The sequence below is a fragment of the Halovibrio salipaludis genome (genome assembly GCF_002286965.1).
Taxonomy (GTDB): domain Bacteria; phylum Pseudomonadota; class Gammaproteobacteria; order Pseudomonadales; family Oleiphilaceae; genus Halospina; species Halospina salipaludis.
Genome location: NZ_NSKD01000010.1, coordinates 70,880 through 90,303 on the forward strand (window position 1 = coordinate 70,880; position 19,424 = coordinate 90,303).

A 19,424-nucleotide genomic window follows, 5' to 3' on the forward strand; every position below is an offset into this window, starting at 1 on the left:
CTAGCCCTTGGTGTTGTAGCGCATGCGGGTGCCGTGGTTGAGCGACATCACGATCTCATCGGCGGCGATGGCTCGGGGGAAGAAACAGCCTGAGATCTTGGTGTGGGCAATGCTGGCTCCTTCCATGGCGGTCTCGCTGAAATCAATGCCGCGCAGATCCGCGCCCCGGAAATAGGCGTGGCGGAGGTCCAGATCCTTCGCATTGAGGCCGCGCAGGTCGAGACCGCGGAAATCGCCATAGGCGAAGCTCGGGAGCTTTTCCAGCTTGTCCCGGGCCTCATTGAAGGCCTGAATGTTTTCGTCGCGCAGCGCTTGATAGAGCGGGTCGTCGATACTGCGGGCCAGATCTTCTTCCATTGTTGTCCGTCCAGTGTTATCCGGGCTTCTGGCCCCAGTATAGTTGTTTGCCCGCTGGCTGCCACGTACGTGGTGTCAGTGGCCGCGCGGTCCGGGGTCCAGGGCACGGATCAGTGCCTCCAGCGCGCCCGGGCTCTGGGTGTGGACATGGATGGTGTGGCTGCGTTCGCTTTCACCGATCGGGTCCGCACTGCCCAGCTGCTGATCGAGGACCGCTTCGTCCGCCTCGGAAACCTCACCACTGCGGCGGGCCCGCTCCCGGATGCGTTCACGCAGAACGGATTCCGGTGCCTCGCAGGCGATCAGTACGAAGGGAACACCCAGCGATTCCGCCACTTCGGCCATGCCATCCCGCTCTTCCTGGCGCAGCGCGGCGGAATCCACGATGACCGGGTAGCCGGTTGCGAGCGCGCGGTGGGCCAGCGCCTGGAGCCGCTGGTAGGTCTGGCGTGTGGCGTCCTGGGTGTAGATGCCGGCATCCTGCGCGGAGTTGCTGGATTCGGTTGGCCCGAGCCCGAAAAGGCGTTTGCGCTCCACATCGGAGCGCAGCCGGATCATGCTGAACTGTTCCGCCAGTGCGGCACTGAAACGCGACTTGCCGCTGGCGGAAAAGCCGGTGGTGGCCGCCAGCCAGGGCTGGGGGATCATGGAGTAGCGTTCGGCCAGCTCCGCGTAACGCCGGTACCTCTCCAGGTTCTGCTGTTCGGCCTCGCTGGAGTCCGCGGGGCTGAGCAGGGCGATCTTGGCACGCACCATGGCGCGGTAGGCGCTGAACAGGCGCAGCAGTGGCAGGGCCTCATAGTCGCCGCTGTGTTCCAGGTAATGGTTGAGCACCCGGGCCGACCAGGCGGGGTGGCCGCGGCTTTCCAGGTCCATGAGCAGGAAGGCGAGGTCGTTGGCGGTGTCAATCCAGCGGAATTCGGGATTGAACTCAATGCAGTCGAATACCGTGATCCGGCCCTCGAAGAGGGCTATGTTGCCCAGGTGCAGGTCGCCATGGCATTCACGGATCCGCCCGTCGGCCAGCCGCTGCTGCATGCGTTCGCGCTGCTGCTCAAAGGTGTCACGGATCCATTCCAGCAGAGCCTTTGCCTGCTGGCGGTCGCCGGCTTCCTGCAGGTGCTCCAGGGCGGTGGTGACGTTGTCCACCATCGCTTCCTTCAGGTCATCGGTGTTGGCCATGGGGCTGTCCGGTGGCAGGGCCGGGACTGAGTCGTGGAAGCTGGCGACGCGCTCAGCCAGCTCATCCAGCTGCTCCGGTGTCAGCTCGTTCCGCTCGCTCAGCCGGTCCAGGGTCTGTTCCGGGTCGAACTGGCGCATGCGCACGGCGTACTCGATGGGCGTGCCATCACCATTGATCGCCGGTGACTCCGGGCTGCCCGTGATGGGGACGACCGCCTCGTAGACCGGTTCCGCCAGCCGTCGGTTGAGGCGCAGTTCCTCCTCGCAGTAATGCCGGCGGGCGCTGAGCTCGCGGAAGTCCAGGAACCCCAGATCAAGAGGCTTCTTGATCTTGTACACATAATCGCCGGTCAGCAGCACCCAGGAGATGTGCGTTTCGATCAGGCGGATATCACTGACCGGGTGGGGGTAGCATTCCGGGGTCTGTAAGGCACTGATCAGCCCTGATTCCATTCCACAGCTCCTGCAGAGGTATTCAGTAACATCATAACGGGGACGTCATGTTTTGAACATGAAACCGCCCATGACGTGGCGTGTGAGAGCGCTATAATCGGCAGCCATGAGTAGAAAAGCAGGAAGAAAGCAGGAAAAGCGCCGCAGCATAGGTTTTATCGGGCTGATCTGGCGACTGGGGCTGGTTGGGATTCTGATGCTGGTGGCCTGGACCATCTATCTGGATGTCCAGGTGACCTCCCGGTTCGAGGATCATCGCTGGGAAATTCCCTCTCGGGTCTATGCGCAGCCTCTTGAGCTCTACGCAGGGGCGCCGGTGGGGGCTGCAGCGCTGGCACAGGAGCTGGAGGCCCTCGGGTATCAGCCGGTTTCAGGTGCGCCGCGGGATGCCGGGCAGTTCCAGCGTCAGGGCGGACGCTTCCGGATCCGGACGCGCGGGTTCCACTTTCCGGATGGCAGGGAACCCGCCCGCAATCTGCGGGTGACGGCGGACAGCGGCACGATTACCGGGTTCGAGGCTCCCGGGGAGACGGCGCTTGCACGGCTGGAACCCCGCCGTATTGCCAGCATCTACCCCGGCCATGGTGAGGATCGTGTCCTGGTGCAGCTCGACGACCAGCCGGAGCTCTTCCGCGAGACCCTGCTGACGGTTGAGGATCGGGGCTTCCCGTCCCATTACGGGGTGGAGCCCTCGGCCATCGCCCGTGCCTTCATCGCCAATCTGCAGGCCGGGCGGGTGGTGCAGGGTGGCAGTACCCTGACCCAGCAGCTGGTCAAGAACTTCTGGCTCTCCAGTGAGCAGACCTACTGGCGCAAGTTCAACGAAGCCATCATGGCGATTCTGCTGGAAGCCCGTTACTCCAAGGAGGCGATCCTGGAGGCCTACATGAATGAGGCCTACCTGGGGCAGTCCGGAACACGCGCCATTCACGGGTTTGGGTTGGCCAGCCGCTTTTACTTCGCGAAACCATTCAGTGAGCTGGAACTCCATGAGACGGCGCTGCTGGTGGGTATGGTGCGCGGTCCCGGCTACTACAATCCACGGACCCGGCCCGAGCAGGCCCGGGCCAGGCGTGACCTGGTGCTGGAGCTGCTGGCTGATCGGGGGCTGATCACCGAATCACGCGCGACCTCCCTCAAGAGGCGGACTCTGGATGTGGCGGCAGCGCCGGACGAGGATACCCACCGCTACCCCGCTTTCATGGACCTGGTGCGTGAACACCTTTCCCGGGATTACCGGGACGAGGATCTGGAAACCGCTGGCCTGCGCATTTTCACCACGCTGGATCCGCGGTTGCAGGCAACGGCTGAATCGAGAGCCAGCGGCATGATGGCTGCCCTGGAACAGGGGCAGGAAGCAGGGACCCTGGAGGGGGCCGTTGTGATCACCGGGCGTGAAAGCGGTGAAGTAGAGGCGCTGGTGGGCGGGCGCGACACGCGGTTCCCAGGCTTCAATCGGGCCATGAACGCCAGCCGGCCGATCGGCTCCCTGGTCAAGCCGGCAACCTATCTTACTGCCCTGGAAAAGCCGGCCCGCTATACTCTGATCTCGCCCCTGAAGGATGAGCGCTTCCGCCTGGAGTTTGATAACGGTGATACCTGGTCGCCAGCCAATTTCAGTGGTGAATCCCACGGTCAGGTACCACTGCACAGGGCCCTTTCCCACTCCTACAACCAGGCCAGTGTCCGGCTCGGGCTGAATCTCGGGGTGCCGGCCGTGACCGAAACCCTCCAGCGGCTGGGTATGGAGGATGAGCCGCCACAGTACCCCTCCCTGCTCCTGGGCAGCGTTGAGATGACACCGCTGGAAGTGGCGCGGATGTACCAGACCATCGCCTCCGGCGGGTTCCGGGTGCCACTGCGCAGCATCCGCAGTGTCACCACGCCGGAGGGCGAGGTGCTGTCCCGTTACGACCTGCGGATGGAGCAGGTGGTTGAACCAGGGCCGATGCACCTTCTGCACTACGCCATGCAGGAAGTGATGCGCGAGGGTACGGGCAGCTCGGTGTACAATCTCATCCCGGAACGGCTGCACACGGCCGGTAAAACGGGAACCACCAATGAAGGCCGGGACAGCTGGTTTGCTGGGTTCACCGGGGATCATCTCGGGGTGGTCTGGGTGGGTGGTGACGATTACGATGCCACCACGCTCACGGGCGGCTCGGGCGCGTTGCAGATCTGGGGCCGGATTATGGCCGACAGCTCCACCAGGGCGTTTTCGCCGGTGGTGCCCGGCTCCGTGGACTACCACTGGGTGGACTCAAAGACCGGGGGGATTACGGCGAAGGGCTGTGACGGCGCAAGGCGGATTCCCTTCATACAGGGCTCGGAACCCCAGGAAGAGGTGCCCTGCAGCGACGGTATGGGCAATCGGATCCAGCGGTGGTTCCAGCAGGTTTTCTGACGGAGGTAGACAGGATGACCATTCAACCCTGGATCCGGTGGGGCAGCATGGCTCTTGCGGTCCTGCTTCTGGCGGGCTGCAGCGTACGGTTCCAGCCGCCGGAAGAAGACACCGGAACCGAGGTCGAGCCCATCGGTAAGCGGACGGAGGAGTCTGCTGAGGTGGAGGAACCGTCCGAGGATGAGCCGCCCAGTGTTGACCGCCAGCGTGAAAGTGGAGGCAGGGTTCCGGATGCGGCGCGCGGGCTGCTGGCCTCAGCGGATTCGGCTCTGGAGGCCGGTAATGATGGGCGGGCTCTGGACCTGATCCAGCGGGCGCAGCGTATCGCGCCGGATGCGGCGGCGGTCTATTACGCGCTGGGTCGGGTCTACCGGGAAAAAGGAAACCCGGCCCGTGCCGAACAGTTCGTGCTCAAGGGCATCAGCAAGGCGGGCAATGACCGGGCGCTCCGGCAGGAGGGCTGGTCGGAACTGGCAGCCATCCGCGCCCGCATGGGCGACCAGGCGGGCGCGGCGGATGCCAGGGAACGGGCCGGGCAGATGTAGCCCGGTCCGGTGCGGGTTACTGGCTGCCGTCGAAGTCTTCGGTCTGAGTTTCGTTGGCTGAGACCGTCACGTTGCGGGTGCCGGTGAAGGTCAGGTCGTTATCGGCATCTGGGTCGTCGGCGTCACAGGTGTAGCCGATGGTGTAATCGCCTTCGGTCAGGAACGCTGCCCGATAGTTCAGTTCGCCGCCACTTTCCGGTTGTTCCACGGCTGCCGTCATCAGCGGTTCTTTGTCGGTTTTGCTGTTGTAGTCGATGGGCTCCGCGTTCTGGCCTTCATAGACATAAACAGCCCCATTGAAGCTTGTGTTCTCGTTACATTGGTTGCTGATGACATTACTGAATACAGTGCCTTCGATGGCGCCGACCTCGCTGTTGTCCACCAGCCGCAATGAGGGCCTCAGGAAGTATCCGTCCTGCCCCTGCGGGTCTGTAATGGCGGAACGCAGGTCAAAGTCGACTGTAAAATCCGCCGAGCCGCCCTGGGGGACAGTGAAGCCGCTGGACAGCTGAAGCCCTCTTGCTGATTGCACGGCCAGGTCAGCGGTGCCTCCGTTGTCTTCTTTGACCACATACATGTCTGGAAATGTCTGGTTGTCCACAACATTGAGTCGGATCCACTCATACTCACCCGCAGGCACTTCCTCGTCGGCAATAAGGCTTGCCGCGTTGCCGCGCTGGAGGGTTAGCAGATCAATTGGTTGCTCGGCCAGCTGCTCCTCATTCAGTTCGATCTCGATCCGTTCGCCATTGCTGTGATTGAGGGTGATGCTGGTAAAGGAAATGTTCACTTCTTCCAGTGAGTCTACCGGCGCATCTGTAATGCCGAGTGAGAGAGAGCCGCTGTCGCCCCCCGAGGAAGAACTGCTGAAACAGCCGGTGAGCCCTGTCGTGGAGGCTGCGAGAACGGCAATTGCCAGTGGTTTGAGTGCATTGGATGTCATGTTCTTCTCCCTTGTCGTGTGTGGCTGATCGCCAATGCCGTTATCGGCACCTGTACTCACCACGAATGGCATCCAGGGACGGTTCCGGATATTGCGATTACAGAATGTTCAGAGGACGGGCGTCGTTTTCCATGGAGTCTGCTATAACTGACGTCACCGCTATCCAGGCAGGTTGTATCCGTTGTTTTTCAGTCGTTCCCAGGCACGAACCTTTGATCAGCTTGTAAAGCCACATCTGCGGGGTCTTTACCGGTTTGCCCATCGTCTTACCGGGAATCCTGCGGACGCCGAGGACCTGGTTCAGGATGTGATGCTCAAGCTGTATCCCCGGACGCGGGAGCTGGAAGCGGTCCAGGATCTGAGGCCCTGGCTCAACCGGGTACTCTATCGTCAGTTCGTGGACCGGGACCGCAAGGGTAAGCGCCGCCAGGAACAGTCAGTGACGGATACCGGGGATATCGAGAACCATCAGGCCTTCCTGGACCGCTATCCCGGTGAGGGCCTGGGGCCACTGGCCGACATGGAGCGTGGGCGGGCGGGCCGTATGGTGCAGGAGGCACTGGCGGAACTGCCGCCGGACCAGCGCGCCCTTCTGATCATGTACGATGTCGAGGGGTGGGAGCAGCAGGCGATCGCGGAGGTTCTGGAGGTGGCTCCCGGCACCATCAAGTCACGGCTGCACCGGTGTCGCCAGAAACTGCGTGAACAACTGGCACGACGGATGGAACCTTAGGAGCACGCCCAACGTGGTACTCCGTGGAGGATAGGATGATGGACTGTGAACAGTTGATTCCGCACATTGAGGGTTACTGCGACGGTCGTCTCGACGAGGCCGACCGGCGTGCTGTTGCCGCGCATCTTGCGGAGTGCAGCGACTGTGCGCGGAAAGTGAAGGCGGAACAGCGCTGGCGTGAGCTTCTGCGGGAGTCCCCGGTAAGTGAGCCGGGATCAGGGTTTGAAACCCGCATTCTGGAAGCCGTGCACGGAGGGGGTGACGCCCGGCGGCGCTGGAGCACACCGGTGGCGGGTGCGGCCATGGCGGCCTGCCTGGTGGTCGGACTTTTCCTGGGGACGTGGTTCATTCCCCGGGGTGGGGACTCCGGGCCGGAAACCGTCGTGGGGCCGGTTTCGGAGAATAATGTCCAGACCATGCGTCTGGCGTTTGACTCCGGTGAGGCGCTTGAGAACGTCAATCTGACCATAGAACTGCCACCCCACGTTGAGCTGGCCTCGTTCCCCGGTGAGCGCCGTATCAGCTGGGAGGTGGACCTGGACAAGGGCGAGAACCTGCTGGCGCTGCCGGTCAGGACCCTGTTTCCGGGGGAAGGCGAACTGGTGGCACGGATCCGTCATGGCGACCGTGAACGGGTCTTCCGCGCGCCGGTTACGAGTGGTGGCGAGGGTGGATGAGGTGATGGTATGAGAATCTGGCTGAGCCCATTGTTGCTGGTGGCACTGCTTGCGGCGCCCCAGGCCTGGGGGGAGACGGATCTGGACGTGACCATACGGATGGTACCCGAGGACGAACCGGTCTCCGAGAGCGTGGTGCGCCGGATCGAGTTGCCCGAGGGGGCAGCGGAGCGTGCGAAGGAACGCGCGCGTCAGGGGCGTGAACGCGCCGGGGAAGCCGCCAGTAAGGGCCGTGACGCGCTGGAGCGAGCGCGGGAGCGGGCCCGTCAGGGGCTGGAGCGGCGACCCGGCGGGGGCGATCTTCCGGTTCCTGGTGGGGGGAAGGGCCCTGATGTGGATGGCCCGATTGGGGGCGGTGCGCCGTCCTCTCCGGACCGACCTGGCTCTGAACCCCCCGAACGGGGCGGTCAACCCTGAAGAATCCTGCCTGAGCTGCTACAGTTCCGGGGTCACTGGAGGAAGCCCGACCCCATGCAGCGCAAGCTCGCCCATAATCCATCCGCCCCGTCATCCCCGCCCATCGCTGTGTTGGCACTGGTGGTGCTGGTGGCTGTGATGCCCCTGCCGGTGGGGGCACAGGACACCGCTGCCCTGGTGGAGCAGGGTAAGACCTCGTTTGAGGCCGGGGATTACGCCCGTGCGGCCTCCCTGTTCGAGCAGGCGCTGGCCGCGGCGGGCGAGACCACCGAGTCCCGGCTCTACAACCTCGCTGCAGCCCTGTTCCGGGCCGGGCGGCTGGATGACGCCCGGACGCGTTTTGAGCAGCTCCTCCCCGTGACGGACAGCCCCGCGCTGGTGCACTACAACCTGGGGCTTGTCGCCCTGGAACAGGGCAGACCCTCTGGAGCCCGGGGCCACTTCTCGGATGCCCTGGTCCTGGACCGTGACGGGCGCATTGCCGCCCTGGCGGTGGAGCAGCTGGACCGGCTGGGCATGGCGCCCGGGGATGGTACTCGTGAGGCGTGGCGGGCGGTTGTCCAGGCCGGGGGCGGCTATGAGGACAACCTCAATCTTGCTGGAGACCAGCTCGTGGCAGCCGCCTCGGCGTTCCAGGAGGCATTCGCATGGGGGCGGGCGCCGCTCTGGCACAGGGGCGCGCTCAGCCTGGCAGCTTCCGGTGTGGCCAGCGGCCGGCACTATTCCGGCTATGATGGAGCTGACCAGACGCTTGCACGGCCGGCTCTGGTGCTGGATTACCGGGAATCATCGGATCTGAGCCTTGGAGCCGAGGCCGCCTCGGAATGGCAGTGGCTGGAGGCGGAACGGGTCAGTCGGCGTGCGGACATTGCCTTTTATCTGGACTGGTCGCCCGGGCCTGGCCTGGTGCAGCTGGAGGTGGGCGCCGCCTCAGTCGATGCAGGGCAGGAGTTCCCGGAACTGTCAGGTTCGGATCGCTTTTTCGAACTGACGTACCGTCATCCGGTGGCTGACGGACTGGTTGCGGGAGCTGGCTACAGCTGGACGGATGAGAACCGTGACGGGCTGGTTGCAGGTGACGATTTCTTCAGTGCCTCGCCCGTGCGGCACCGCCTCAGTGGCTCGCTGGATTACGCGCTGGCAGCCCGCTGGTCGGTGTCAGCGGAGGCCGTCTGGCGCCTGTCCCGCTACCAGGAGGACGAGGTCCGTGGCGGCACCCGCACACTCCGGCGCCGGGAAGAGCGCTGGCGCCTGAGGCTGGGCTCCGAGTGGGAGGTCAGTGACAACTGGCACCTGACCCTGTCCGGCGAATGGGAGAGCAACCACGCGCGCCTGGAATCCCGGGATTACCAGCGGACCGAGGTCCGGGTCGGGATCCGGCGCGCGTTCGGGCGCTGAAGCTCAGAGCTGCGCCATGGCCTTATCCGCCGCCTGCAGCGTGGCCTCGATGTCCGCCTCGGTGTGGGCACCGGATACAAAGCCGGCTTCGAATGCCGCCGGGGCCAGGTAGACGCCCTGTTCCAGCATGGCGTGGAAGAACCGGCCGAAGCGCTCGGTGTCGCAGTTGACCACGTGCTCGAAGCGGGTGACTTCGGGCTGGTCCGTGAAGAAGAGCCCGAACATGCCCCCGGCGCCCTGAACCTTCAGCGGAATACCGTGCTTATCGGCAATCGCGGCAAAACCGTCCATCAGCTTCCGGGTACGCTGTTCCAGCTGATCGTGGAAGCCCGGCTGGGAGAGCCCTTCCAGGGTCGCGAGGCCCGCGCGCATGGCCAGCGGGTTACCGGAAAGCGTGCCTGCCTGGTAGACCGGCCCCAGCGGTGCCAGGTGACTCATGATGTCACGGCGCCCGCCGAGCGCTCCCACCGGCAGGCCGCCGCCGATGATCTTGCCCAGCGCGGTCAGGTCCGGAGTCACGCCGTAACGCTCCTGGGCGCCGCCGGGCGCGACCCGGAAGCCGGACATCACCTCGTCGAAGATCAGCACGCTGCCGTGGCGGTCGCAGATCTCGCGCAACCCTTCCAGGAAGCCAGCGACCGGCGGCACGCAGTTCATGTTGCCGGCTACGGGCTCGACGATGATGCCTGCGATCTCGCTGCCGTATTCCTGGAAGATGGTCTCGACGCTTTCCAGATCGTTGAAGGTGGCGGTGAGGGTCTGTTCCGCGAGGGCCTTGGGGATGCCCGGCGAGTTGGGCTGGCCCAGGGTCAGCGCGCCCGAGCCGGCCTTCACCAGCAGCGAGTCCACATGGCCGTGGTAGTTGCCCTCGAATTTCAGGATGCGGTCACGGCCGGTATAGCCGCGCGCCAGCCGCACGGCGCTCATGGTGGCCTCGGTGCCGGAATTGGTCATGCGCACCATGTCCACGGAAGGCACCATCTCGCAGATCTTGCGGGCCATGGCGGTTTCCGTTGAGCTGGGCGCGCCATAGCCGGTGCCGTGGGTCAGCTGGTCCCGGATCGCTTCGATGACGGCGGGGGCGGCATGGCCGAGGATCATGGGGCCCCAGCTGCCCACATAGTCGATGTAGCGCTTGTCATCCTCATCCCAGAGGTAGGCACCTTCCGCCTGCTTGAAGAAGATGGGCGTGCCGCCCACGCCCTTGAAGGCGCGCACGGGTGAGTTGACGCCGCCGGGGATGTATTGGCTGGCCTGCTCGAAAAGCGTATCCGACTGGCTCATGAAGAGGCTCCTGTTGCAAAAAGTTGGGTGAACTCACGGGCCGTTGCTTCGATGTCCTGTGCCGAGAACAGCCCGTGGATGACCGCGATCAGGTCCGCGCCCGCCCGGATCAGGCTGGGTGCATTATCCGTGGTAATGCCGCCGATGGCGACCCTGGGCAGGCCGAGGGCGCCCGCCTGGCCGAGTACATCGGCGGAGGCGGATGGTGCCGAGCCCTTGGTGGCGGACGGGAAGAAACGCCCGAACGCGAGGTAGTCCGCGGTTCCGGAGGCCTGCTCCCGGGCCCGCGCCAGGTCGTCATGACAGGTGACGCCGATGATGGCGCCGGGGCCCAGCTGTTCACGGGCTTCTTCCGGCGTTGAGTCCTCAAGGCCGAGATGGACGCCGTCGGCGCCGATCTGCCGGGCCAGGGCGACGTCATCGTTCACGATCAGGGGGCGCCCCCAGCGCTGACAGGCCGCCAGAAGCTGCTCCGCGATGCTCCGGCGCAGTTCATCATCGGGGCGTTTGTCCCGGTACTGGACCATGACGGCGCCGCCGGCCAGGGCCTGTTCAACAGCATCCACGATGCGGTCGTCCGGCAGCAGCTGGCTGTCGGTGATGGCATAGAGTCCCTGCCCCGGCATCCGTTCAGTCATTGATCAGGCTCCTGTCCGGGACCGGCTGGCCCCGGCCGACACGCAACGCGCCCCGTATGGCACGCTCGGTGAAAATCTGGGCATGCTCAATGGCCTCGGGTAACGGCAGTCCCTCGGCCAGGCCCGCGCTGATGGCCGCGGCGAGTGTGCAGCCGCTGCCATGGTATTCACCGCCCACCCTTTCCAGTTGCCATGAGGAGGCGACCTGCTCCCTGCGGAAAAGCCGGTTCTCGATGGTTGGCCCGGTGCCGTGCCCGCCGGTGGCGAGAACGGCGCCGGCACCCTCATCAAGCAGCGCCTGGGCACTGGTGGTAACGTCGTCGCTGCCACCCAGCTCCGCCAGTTCCGGACCATTGGGGGTGATGACGGAGGCCATGGGGAAGAGCTCCGAGCGCATGGCGGCCACCAGCTTCCCATCCGCCAGTTCACCACCACCGGCGGCCTTGATCACCGGGTCCACCACCAGGGGTAATGGCCCGAGCTCGTCCAGGACCGTGCGCAGCATGCTGACGATGCGGTGATCTCCCATGGCCCCGGTCTTGATGGCGTGGATGGGGGAGTCAGCGGCCACCGAGCGGATCTGGCGTGCAATCAGTTCAGGATCCACCGCTTCCGCACCGTGCACATTACAGGTGTCCTGCACGGTCAGGCAGCTCAGCACCGGCAGCGGGTGCGCTCCCATGGCGGTGATGGCCTGGATGTCGGCCTGGATGCCGGCTCCGCCGGACGGGTCCAGGCCCGAGATAACGAGTACCTGGGGGCGTGTATTGGGCATCAGAAGGGCCTCAGAACGGCGAGCAGAATAATGGCGACCAGAAGCAGAACCGGCGCCTCGTTGATCCAGCGGAAGAAGACGTGGCCTCGGGTGTTGCGGTCATCCCGGAAGAGCCGGACGAAATGCCCGCACCACAGGTGGTAGGCCACCAGCACCGCGATCAGCAGCAGCTTGATGTGCAGCCATCCCTGCTGCAGGTAGTACTCCGGGTTCAGGGCGATGAGCCAGGTGCCGAAGATCAGTGTGGCGATCATGGAGGGGTTCATGATGCCGCGGTACAGCTTGCGCTCCATGGTCCGGAAACGCTCCCGCCCGGGTTCATCCTCCGTCATGGCGTGGTACACGAAGAGCCGGGGCAGGTAGAAGATACCCGCGAACCAGGTGACCATGGCCATGAGATGGAACGCTTTGATCCAGAGCACAGGAACTCCTTAACCGACTGAATGATTCAGGCATGGTACAATGCTCTGTTACGGGCGCCAACGAGCGGAACCAGTACAGAGGAGGCAGAACGTGATCACAGTGGGCATTGTCGGGGGTACCGGCTATACAGGCGTGGAGCTGCTGAGGCTGCTGGCGCTGCATCCGGGTGTGGAGGTGGCGCTGATCACCTCGCGCTCGGAGGCCGGGCGTCCGGTGGCGGAACTCTTTCCGAGCCTGCGTGGCCACTGTGATCTGGCCTTCGAGGATCCGGATGATCAGCGTCTGGCCGGGTGCGACCTGGTGTTCTTCGCCACGCCCAATGCGGTGGCGATGGACAGTGTGGGGCACCTGCTGGAGCAGGGCGTGAAGGTTGTGGACCTGTCCGCCGATTTCCGGCTGCAGGAGCGTGAGGTCTGGGAACACTGGTATGGCACCACCCATACCGCGCCGGATCTTATCCGCGAAGCGGTGTATGGCCTGCCGGAGATCAACCGGGAGCAGATCCGGGGCGCGCGCCTTGTGGCCAATCCCGGCTGTTACGCCACGGCCATCCAGCTGGGTTTCCTGCCGATGATCGAGGCGGGTGTGGTGGATCCGTCACGGCTGATCGCGGATGGCAAGTCCGGCGCCAGCGGTGGCGGCCGCCAGGCCCGTATGGGCATGCTGCTGGGCGAGGCCGGAGAGAGCTTCCGGGCCTATGCGGCCTCCGGCCACCGGCACGGACCGGAAATTGAGCAGGGGCTGCGGATGATGCAGGCGCGCTCGGCGCCCCAGGTTACCTTTGTGCCCCATCTGGTGCCCATGGTCCGTGGCATTGAGGCTACGCTCTATGCGGAGATCACGGATGAGGCTGCGGACTTTCAGGCCATCTACGAGGACCGCTTCCGCGATGAGCCCTTTGTGGACGTGATGCCCTGGGGATCATTGCCTGAGACACGTTCAGTGCGTGGTGAGAATACCTGCCGGATGGCCTTGCACCGTCAACCGGGCCAGAACCGGATCATTGTCAGCTCGGTCACGGACAACCTGGTCAAGGGAGCTGCCGGGCAGGCGATCCAGAACATGAACCTGATGTGTGGGTTTGATGAACGTGAAGGGCTGAAGGCGCCCGCGCTTCTGCCCTGAGGGCCAATCCGATGGCACGCTCCGATTCTTCGGAAGAACTGGTACTGGTTCGCCAGCGGCGCGGTAAGCGCCTGCGGCGGGTGACGATACTGCTTGTGTTTACGGTCATCTCCGGGGTCGTGGGCTTTATGCTTGGGAGTCACCAGTACAGGGCTCGCTTCCAGGCAGCGGATGAGGGCTTTGAAACGGTGCGTGAGGAGCGCGATCGGCTTCAGGAGAAGGTTACCGAGTACCGTCGGCAGCTGTTGCAGGTGGAGCGTGATCAGGAAGTGGACCGCCACAGCCTGCGTGAAGCCCAGAACACGATCCGGGAACTGGAGCAGGCACTCAAGGAGCGTAAGTCCGAGATCAGTTTCTACAAGAGCATCATGGCGCCGGACGATCTTGAAACCGGGCTCCAGGTGTTCCGTATGGATCTGGATCCCACCAGCAACCCGGACCGCTGGCGCTACAATCTTGTGCTCAGCCAGATCGGCGACAACAACCGGTTTGTCTCAGGCCATGTGAAAGTCCATCTTGTGGGCTATGTTGGAGAGGAACGGCAGCGGCTTCCGCTGCATCGGATTTCGGACTCACGCGAGGATAACGACATCGAGTTCCGGTTCCGCTATTTCCAGTCGGTGGATGGGGATATGACGATTCCCGAAGGGTTTGAGCCCCATTCCATCCAGGTTGCAGCGGTGACCGACAACGGTCGTGAAACGTCCGAGCGTGAATTTTTCTGGCAGGACAAAACAGGGGGCGAGGCGGATGTTTCGCAAGTCCAGGACGATCAATAAAGGTTCGGGTCAGTACGACACACTGGTTTCGAACAAGATGTCCATAACCGGGGACGTGCACTTCTCCGGCGGTCTGCATATCGATGGGCGTGTTGAGGGTACGGTCTACGCCGAGGAAGGCTCGGATGCGGTGCTTCGCATCAGTGACGTTGGCGAGGTGGTGGGCGATGTCTACGCACCGCACATCATCATCAACGGTACGGTCCACGGCAACGTCTATTCCTCGGAGGATCTTGAACTGGCTTCCAAGGCCTCAATCCATGGCAACGTGTATTACCATCTGATCGAGATGGCCATGGGGGCGGCGGTCAACGGCAGCCTGCTGCATCAGCGTGAGGGCGGCCTGCCCGGTGGTTCCAGGACGCTGCCCTCGGGGCATCGCCAGGAACAGCAGGAAAGCGGTGCCAGGGCGGCGAGCCCCGCTGGGGGAGATGATGAGGCCCGGAACGAAGAGTCGCGGGAAGACAGTTCAGAGAGCTCCCTGGAGCGGGCGTCGAGCGTCTGACCCGATCCAGGGTGGCGTAATCAGGCTTGTCAGGCCGGCACTCTGGTTCACATAATGGTCTGACTTGAATGGAACAGCAGTTGGGAGTGATCGCATGGGCGTGGTTCAGGAACAGGCGGCAATACCGGTGTTTTTCACCGAATCAGCCGTTGCACGTGTGCGTGAGCTGATTACCGAGGAAGGTAATCCCGATCTCAAGCTGCGCGTGTTCATTACAGGCGGTGGTTGCTCCGGCTTCCAGTACGGCTTCACCTTCGATGAGAATCAGGCGGACGATGATGCGGCCGTTGAGCGCGATGGCGTGACCCTGCTTGTGGATCCGCTGAGCTACCAGTATCTGGTGGGCGCGACCGTTGACTATGAAGAGGATCTGATGGGTGCCCAGTTCCGGGTCCAGAACCCGAACGCCACCAGTACCTGCGGCTGCGGGTCCTCCTTCAGCATCTGAGGTTGCCGGCCCTGCCGGGCCACACCCCACCAAGCACTCTTGGCCCAGATGCACCGGTAACTGAAGGCAGGTTGCCGGGGGCGTTATTGAGTCTCTGGCGCGCCAGCCACGCAAAAGCCGCTCCCTCCACACTCTGTGGATCCAGCCCCAGGGTGGTCGTGGAATCCACCGACGCCTCCGGGAGCAGGCTGGCAATACGCTCCGCCAGAAGCGGGTTGAAGGCGCCACCTCCCGCCAGGAACACCTCTTCCGAACCCATGGCGTTGATGTCACGGGTGACCGTTACAGCAGTCAGCTCCAACAGTGTCCTCTGAACATCCTCTGGCTTCGGTGTATCGGGCAGAGTACTCAGGTGGGTCTCCAGCCAGTTTTCATTGAAATGTTCCCGGCCGGTGCTTTTGGGCGGTTGCCTGGAGAAGTAGGTATCGCTCAGGAATGTTCTAAGAAGCGGCTCGCAGACGGTTCCGGAGGCTGCCCATTCGCCGTTGTGGTCGAAAGAGTGCCCCTGGTGGCGTCTGCACCACAGGTCCATCAGGCGGTTGGCCGGGCCTGTATCGTGGCCCCGGGGCGGCCCGTCGTCGCCCGGGATCAGGGTGATATTGGCGATTCCTCCCAGGTTGATCAGGCAGCGCATCCGGCCGGGGGCGCTGAACAGCCAGGTGTGGAATGCGGGCGCAAGCGGGGCTCCCTGGCCGCCGGCGGCAATGTCGCGCCTGCGGAAGTCGCCTACGGTGGTGATGCCGGTGCCTTCGGCAATGCGGTTGGGATCGGCGATCTGCAGGCTGAAGGGGGAGGGCGGCTCTGTGCGGTGCTGGACTGTCTGGCCATGGCTGCCGATGGCCGTGACGTGTTCCGGCTTCAGGCCGGCTTTTTCAGTGACGGCAAGGGCCGCGTGGGCAAAAGCATCCCCCAGCCGGGCATCCGCTTCGCCCAGAAGTGATGGCGTCCCCTGGTTGGAGGCGAGCTCTTCCAGCTGCGCCTGAAGGTTGTCCGGATAGCTGTGGCTGGTGTGCCAGCTGGTTTCAATGCCCTGGGGGCCAAACCCGACCAGAACCGCATCGATCCCGTCCATGCTGGTGCCGGACATGAGACCGATGTACCAGTCAGGCTGGCCTGCCATTCACTCCTCAGCCAGGGCGATCTGGAAGGAGTTGTCCTCCTCGGAGAGACGGGCAAGACGCGGGTTGGTCTGGGCCCGGAACTGGGCCATCTGGTCCTCCGGAATGGGGTCTGCGTCCGGCAGGCTGACATGCAATGGGTTCCGGGGCTGACCACTGACCCTGTATTCATAGTGCAGGTGTGGTCCGGTCGCCAGTCCGCTCATGCCGACGTAGGCGATCACGTCGCCCTGCTGGACGGTTTCACCCCGGCGAAGTCCTCTCCTGTAGCTGCGCAGGTGGCTGTAGACGGTGGAAACCTCATTGCCATGATCAATACGGACGGTTTTGCCGTAGCCGCCATCCCGCCCCACATAGGTGATGCGACCGTCGCCGGAGGCCTTGACGGGGGTGCCCGGTGAAGCCGCGAAATCCGTGCCTTCGTGAGGCCGCACCCGGTTGAGGATGGGATGGCGGCGGTTCATGTCGAAGTGGGAGGAAACCCGCTGGTACTGGAGCGGGGTACGCAGGAAGGCCTTGCGAAGGCTTTCACCCTCCGGGGTGTAGTAGTCGCTGTTGCCGTCCGCATCCGTGTAGAGAGCTGCGGAATAGGTCTTGCCCTTGTTGGTGAAGGTGGCGGCCAGGATGCGGCCATGGCCGATCATTTCACCATCGAGATACTGCTTTTCGTACAGAACCCCGAAGCGGTCGCCCTTGCGGAGGTCCCGGGAGAAATCGACGCGCCACCCGAAGATGCGCGAGAGCTGGTTGCGGACCTTGGTGCCGAGCCCGGCGCGATTCGCCGCAAGGATATAGGAGGTCTGGATATCGCCGCTGGCATAGGCCAGCTCTACCCTGGGGTCACGCATTTCCTCGTGGGTGTGGAAGCTCTCGTCCTGGCGCACCGCCTTGAGCTTGGTGGTGCGGCTGTTGTGCAGGACCACCATGGAGAGTTTGCCGTCGTCATCAAAGCCGAATTCGATTTCCCGGCCAGCACGCAGGCGCGACAGTTCGTCCGGCTTGCCTTCGCCATTCAGGATGCGGTACATCTCCTGGTGGCTTACATCGGCATCGCTGAACAGGGATGACAGGGAATCGCCTCTCTCAATCGTAAAGCGCCGCCATTCCAGCTCCTCCTCGCGGATGCCCTCTCCGCTGGACTCTGGTTGGGCGGTGGCGGCGGTCTGGTCTTCGGGGATGGCCTCCAGATTGATGCCAAGAAGGCTCTGGAGATCCGGGGCTCCGGCGTATGCCAGTGTCCGCGCGGGCGATACCATGCCGGCCTGTGAATACTGTTGTGTTGAGGTCTGGCTGTCCTGTGGGACGGGGGAGACAGGTGCCACATCAAGGGTCTTTGTGGTCTGGCTCTGGTTACTGCCCGGACTGACCAGCAGGGTGACACCAACCAGTGCGGTAAGGCCGGCAAGCGCGGCGATATGGGTTCCCGGGAATTGTCTGAGCACGGTTATACCCTGTTGTTTCAGTGTTGGGGCAAACTTTTCGGGCAAGTTCGCAGAATTACTCGAAGTATAATGAAAACAGCGGTGGGCGCAAAAAAACGATTGCCTTTGTTGTGCGGTACAACGCGGTCACTGGTTTCCTGTTACAATAGCGACCTTTGCAAGTGCCTGCGACACAAAGTGAATTTGGCGGGATTACCGCCGTGTTAATGGCTTATGAAAATTGTCAGTGTGTGTAGCGGGCAGCCCTGCTGGAACCGAGCGGAGTAGACAAGTATCCATGACGAACATTGATGACGCCATCGCCCAGATCCACCGTGGGGTGGATGAGCTGATCCCCGAGGAAGACCTGGCTGCCAAGCTGCGCAGTGGCCGCAGGCTGCGGATCAAAGCGGGGTTTGATCCCACGGCGCCCGATCTGCACCTGGGGCACACTGTGCTTCTGAACAAGCTGCGCCAGTTCCAGGAGCTGGGCCATGAGGTCATCTTCCTGATCGGGGACTTCACCGGCATGATCGGCGATCCCAGCGGCAAGAGCGCCACTCGCCCGCCGCTGTCCGAAGAGGAGGTGGCCGCAAACGCGGAGACCTATAAGGAGCAGGTTTTCCGGGTGCTCGACCCGGAGAAGACACGGGTTGTGTTCAATTCCACCTGGATGAATGAGATGGGCGCGGCGGACATGATCCGGCTGGCAAGCCAGTACACCGTAGCGCGCATGCTTGAGCGTGATGATTTCCGCAAGCGTTACCAGGCCAATGAGTCCATTGCCATCCATGAGTTCCTCTATCCGCTGGTCCAGGGGTATGACTCCGTGGCGCTGGAGGCGGACGTGGAGCTTGGCGGCACCGACCAGAAGTTCAATCTGCTCATGGGGCGGCATCTACAGCGCCACTACGACCAGGAGCCCCAGGTGGTGCTGACCATGCCAATCCTTGAAGGGCTGGACGGGGTTCAGAAGATGTCCAAGTCCCTGGGGAACTACGTGGGGATCACGGATGCCCCGGGGCAGATGTACAGCCGGCTGCTTTCGGTTCCTGATGAGCTTGTGTGGCGCTACTTCGAACTGCTGACGCTCAAGCCCATGGATGAGGTTGAGACCCTGCGCCGACAGGTGGAAGAGGAAGGGCTCAATCCGCAGGAGGCCAAGAAGGCGCTGGCGCACTGGCTGATCAGTCGCTATCACGGCGAAGAGGCGGCGGAGAATGCCCACCGCTCCGCGGGGAACAGAGTGGAGCTCGGTGAGATTCCGGAAAATGTGCCCGAGGTGACCGTGGATGCAGGTGGGCAGGCTGAGCTCTTTGTGGTCAGCCTGCTCAAGCAGGCGGGGCTGGCCCAGGGGGGCGCCGCCAAGGATGTGGTGAAGCAGGAGGCTGTCTATGTGGATGGCGAGCCCCTGGGTGATCGTCAGTCGCTGCCAGCGGGGCAGTCGTACGTGATCCAGGCGGGCCGGAAGAAGATTGCGCGGGTCCATATCCAGTGAGTGGGCGCCCGCTGACATCATTCTGAAATCTCCTGTTGACGACACCCTGTGCGGGTGTAGAATACGCATCTCTTTCGGGGCAACGGCCCACAGCGGCGGCGCTTTCGGGCGCGGATGAGTTGTTCCGGGGATTGACAAAGTTCTGAAATGCTTTAGAATTTTGTTTTTCCAATCAGGGGCTTAACGCCTTCTGAGGTTCTTTAACAATGGGGTCAGGTTATTTGTGTGGGCGCTGGCTGTGGTGGTCGGTGCGATCATCAAAGTCAGTGCTCGTTGATTCGAGTGCGGTCTTTGAGCTTGT

Annotated in this window: 20 protein-coding genes; 11 read left to right on the plus strand and 9 right to left on the minus strand. The window is 63.4% G+C overall.

The genetic code is table 11. From position 1 onward, the window contains the following. Both CK501_RS15315 and CK501_RS15320 read right to left on the minus strand, forming a co-directional pair. Nucleotides 1-357 carry a pentapeptide repeat-containing protein gene (locus CK501_RS15315; RefSeq protein ID WP_095618615.1) on the minus strand — a complete coding sequence of 119 codons (357 nt, stop codon included), beginning with the start codon at nucleotides 355-357 and terminating at the stop codon, nucleotides 1-3. Between the two features lie 75 nt (nucleotides 358-432). Beyond that, entirely contained in the window at nucleotides 433-1,992 is a 1,560-nt protein-coding gene (locus CK501_RS15320; RefSeq protein WP_095618616.1) for a bifunctional aminoglycoside phosphotransferase/ATP-binding protein, read from the minus strand. A gap of 106 nt (nucleotides 1,993-2,098) precedes the next feature. Between CK501_RS15320 and mrcB the strand changes: the two genes are divergently transcribed. Together mrcB and CK501_RS15330 are read left to right on the plus strand one after the other, a co-directional pair. After that, complete coding sequence (mrcB, locus tag CK501_RS15325; RefSeq protein WP_095618617.1) at nucleotides 2,099-4,396, plus strand: penicillin-binding protein 1B; 2,298 nt, start codon at nucleotides 2,099-2,101, stop codon at nucleotides 4,394-4,396. 14 nt (nucleotides 4,397-4,410) lie between these two features. After that, complete coding sequence (locus CK501_RS15330; protein ID WP_095618618.1) at nucleotides 4,411-4,941, plus strand: tetratricopeptide repeat protein; 531 nt, start codon at nucleotides 4,411-4,413, stop codon at nucleotides 4,939-4,941. Nucleotides 4,942-4,957: 16 nt separating this feature from the next. Here the strand turns inward: CK501_RS15330 and CK501_RS15335 are convergent, their stop codons facing one another. Then, nucleotides 4,958-5,884 (minus strand): DUF4382 domain-containing protein, encoded by a 927-nt coding sequence (locus CK501_RS15335; RefSeq protein ID WP_095618637.1) that lies wholly within the window; start codon nucleotides 5,882-5,884, stop codon nucleotides 4,958-4,960. A gap of 181 nt (nucleotides 5,885-6,065) precedes the next feature. Here CK501_RS15335 and CK501_RS15340 point away from each other — a divergent pair, with 181 nt between their 5' ends. From CK501_RS15340 to CK501_RS15355, 4 genes are read left to right on the plus strand one after another with little or no spacing between them, the layout of a single operon-like run. Beyond that, nucleotides 6,066-6,617 (plus strand): RNA polymerase sigma factor, encoded by a 552-nt coding sequence (locus CK501_RS15340; protein ID WP_198949555.1) that lies wholly within the window; start codon nucleotides 6,066-6,068, stop codon nucleotides 6,615-6,617. Between the two features lie 35 nt (nucleotides 6,618-6,652). Beyond that, nucleotides 6,653-7,294 (plus strand): anti-sigma factor family protein, encoded by a 642-nt coding sequence (locus CK501_RS15345; RefSeq protein ID WP_095618620.1) that lies wholly within the window; start codon nucleotides 6,653-6,655, stop codon nucleotides 7,292-7,294. Between the two features lie 9 nt (nucleotides 7,295-7,303). Then, nucleotides 7,304-7,711 carry a hypothetical protein gene (locus CK501_RS15350; protein ID WP_095618621.1) on the plus strand — a complete coding sequence of 136 codons (408 nt, stop codon included), beginning with the start codon at nucleotides 7,304-7,306 and terminating at the stop codon, nucleotides 7,709-7,711. A gap of 54 nt (nucleotides 7,712-7,765) precedes the next feature. After that, nucleotides 7,766-9,109, plus strand: coding sequence for a tetratricopeptide repeat protein (locus CK501_RS15355; RefSeq protein ID WP_095618622.1), 1,344 nt, complete (start codon nucleotides 7,766-7,768; stop codon nucleotides 9,107-9,109). A gap of 3 nt (nucleotides 9,110-9,112) precedes the next feature. Here CK501_RS15355 and hemL read toward each other — a convergent pair whose 3' ends face one another. Genes hemL through hemJ form a run of 4 tightly spaced genes read right to left on the minus strand, consistent with a single transcriptional unit; the run spans nucleotide 9,113 to nucleotide 12,228 of the window. Further along, nucleotides 9,113-10,393 (minus strand): glutamate-1-semialdehyde 2,1-aminomutase, encoded by a 1,281-nt coding sequence (gene hemL / locus CK501_RS15360; RefSeq protein ID WP_095618623.1) that lies wholly within the window; start codon nucleotides 10,391-10,393, stop codon nucleotides 9,113-9,115. Next, nucleotides 10,390-11,031 (minus strand): thiamine phosphate synthase, encoded by a 642-nt coding sequence (gene thiE, locus CK501_RS15365; protein ID WP_095618624.1) that lies wholly within the window; start codon nucleotides 11,029-11,031, stop codon nucleotides 10,390-10,392. Before thiE ends, hemL begins: the two co-directional genes overlap by 4 nt. Next, nucleotides 11,024-11,806 (minus strand): bifunctional hydroxymethylpyrimidine kinase/phosphomethylpyrimidine kinase, encoded by a 783-nt coding sequence (gene thiD, locus CK501_RS15370; protein WP_095618625.1) that lies wholly within the window; start codon nucleotides 11,804-11,806, stop codon nucleotides 11,024-11,026. The genes thiE and thiD overlap by 8 nt, the downstream gene beginning before the upstream one ends. Beyond that, on the minus strand, nucleotides 11,806-12,228 hold the full coding sequence (hemJ, locus tag CK501_RS15375; protein ID WP_095618626.1) for a protoporphyrinogen oxidase HemJ: 423 nt from the start codon (nucleotides 12,226-12,228) through the stop codon (nucleotides 11,806-11,808). The genes thiD and hemJ overlap by 1 nt, the downstream gene beginning before the upstream one ends. Before the next feature lie 91 nt (nucleotides 12,229-12,319). Here hemJ and argC point away from each other — a divergent pair, with 91 nt between their 5' ends. The 4 genes from argC (at nucleotide 12,320) to erpA (ending at nucleotide 15,086) form a co-directional block, all read left to right on the plus strand. Beyond that, nucleotides 12,320-13,354, plus strand: a complete 1,035-nt coding sequence (gene argC / locus CK501_RS15380; RefSeq protein WP_095618627.1) for an N-acetyl-gamma-glutamyl-phosphate reductase — start codon at nucleotides 12,320-12,322, stop codon at nucleotides 13,352-13,354. Nucleotides 13,355-13,365: 11 nt separating this feature from the next. Then, nucleotides 13,366-14,133: a DUF6776 family protein gene (locus CK501_RS15385; protein WP_095618628.1), complete on the plus strand. Its 768-nt coding sequence runs from the start codon at nucleotides 13,366-13,368 to the stop codon at nucleotides 14,131-14,133. Next, nucleotides 14,105-14,638 (plus strand): bactofilin family protein, encoded by a 534-nt coding sequence (locus CK501_RS15390; protein WP_095618629.1) that lies wholly within the window; start codon nucleotides 14,105-14,107, stop codon nucleotides 14,636-14,638. The genes CK501_RS15385 and CK501_RS15390 overlap by 29 nt, the downstream gene beginning before the upstream one ends. A 94-nt stretch (nucleotides 14,639-14,732) precedes the next feature. After that, on the plus strand, nucleotides 14,733-15,086 hold the full coding sequence (gene erpA, locus CK501_RS15395; RefSeq protein WP_095618630.1) for an iron-sulfur cluster insertion protein ErpA: 354 nt from the start codon (nucleotides 14,733-14,735) through the stop codon (nucleotides 15,084-15,086). Here the strand turns inward: erpA and CK501_RS15400 are convergent. Both CK501_RS15400 and CK501_RS15405 read right to left on the minus strand, forming a co-directional pair. Further along, nucleotides 15,076-16,206 (minus strand): anhydro-N-acetylmuramic acid kinase, encoded by a 1,131-nt coding sequence (locus CK501_RS15400; protein WP_095618631.1) that lies wholly within the window; start codon nucleotides 16,204-16,206, stop codon nucleotides 15,076-15,078. The genes erpA and CK501_RS15400 overlap by 11 nt on opposite strands. Beyond that, nucleotides 16,207-17,646, minus strand: coding sequence for a peptidoglycan DD-metalloendopeptidase family protein (locus CK501_RS15405; protein WP_095618632.1), 1,440 nt, complete (start codon nucleotides 17,644-17,646; stop codon nucleotides 16,207-16,209). Between the two features lie 277 nt (nucleotides 17,647-17,923). Here CK501_RS15405 and tyrS point away from each other — a divergent pair, with 277 nt between their 5' ends. Beyond that, entirely contained in the window at nucleotides 17,924-19,123 is a 1,200-nt protein-coding gene (gene tyrS / locus CK501_RS15410) for a tyrosine--tRNA ligase (RefSeq protein ID WP_095618633.1), read from the plus strand. The last annotated feature ends 301 nt before the right edge of the window (nucleotides 19,124-19,424 follow it).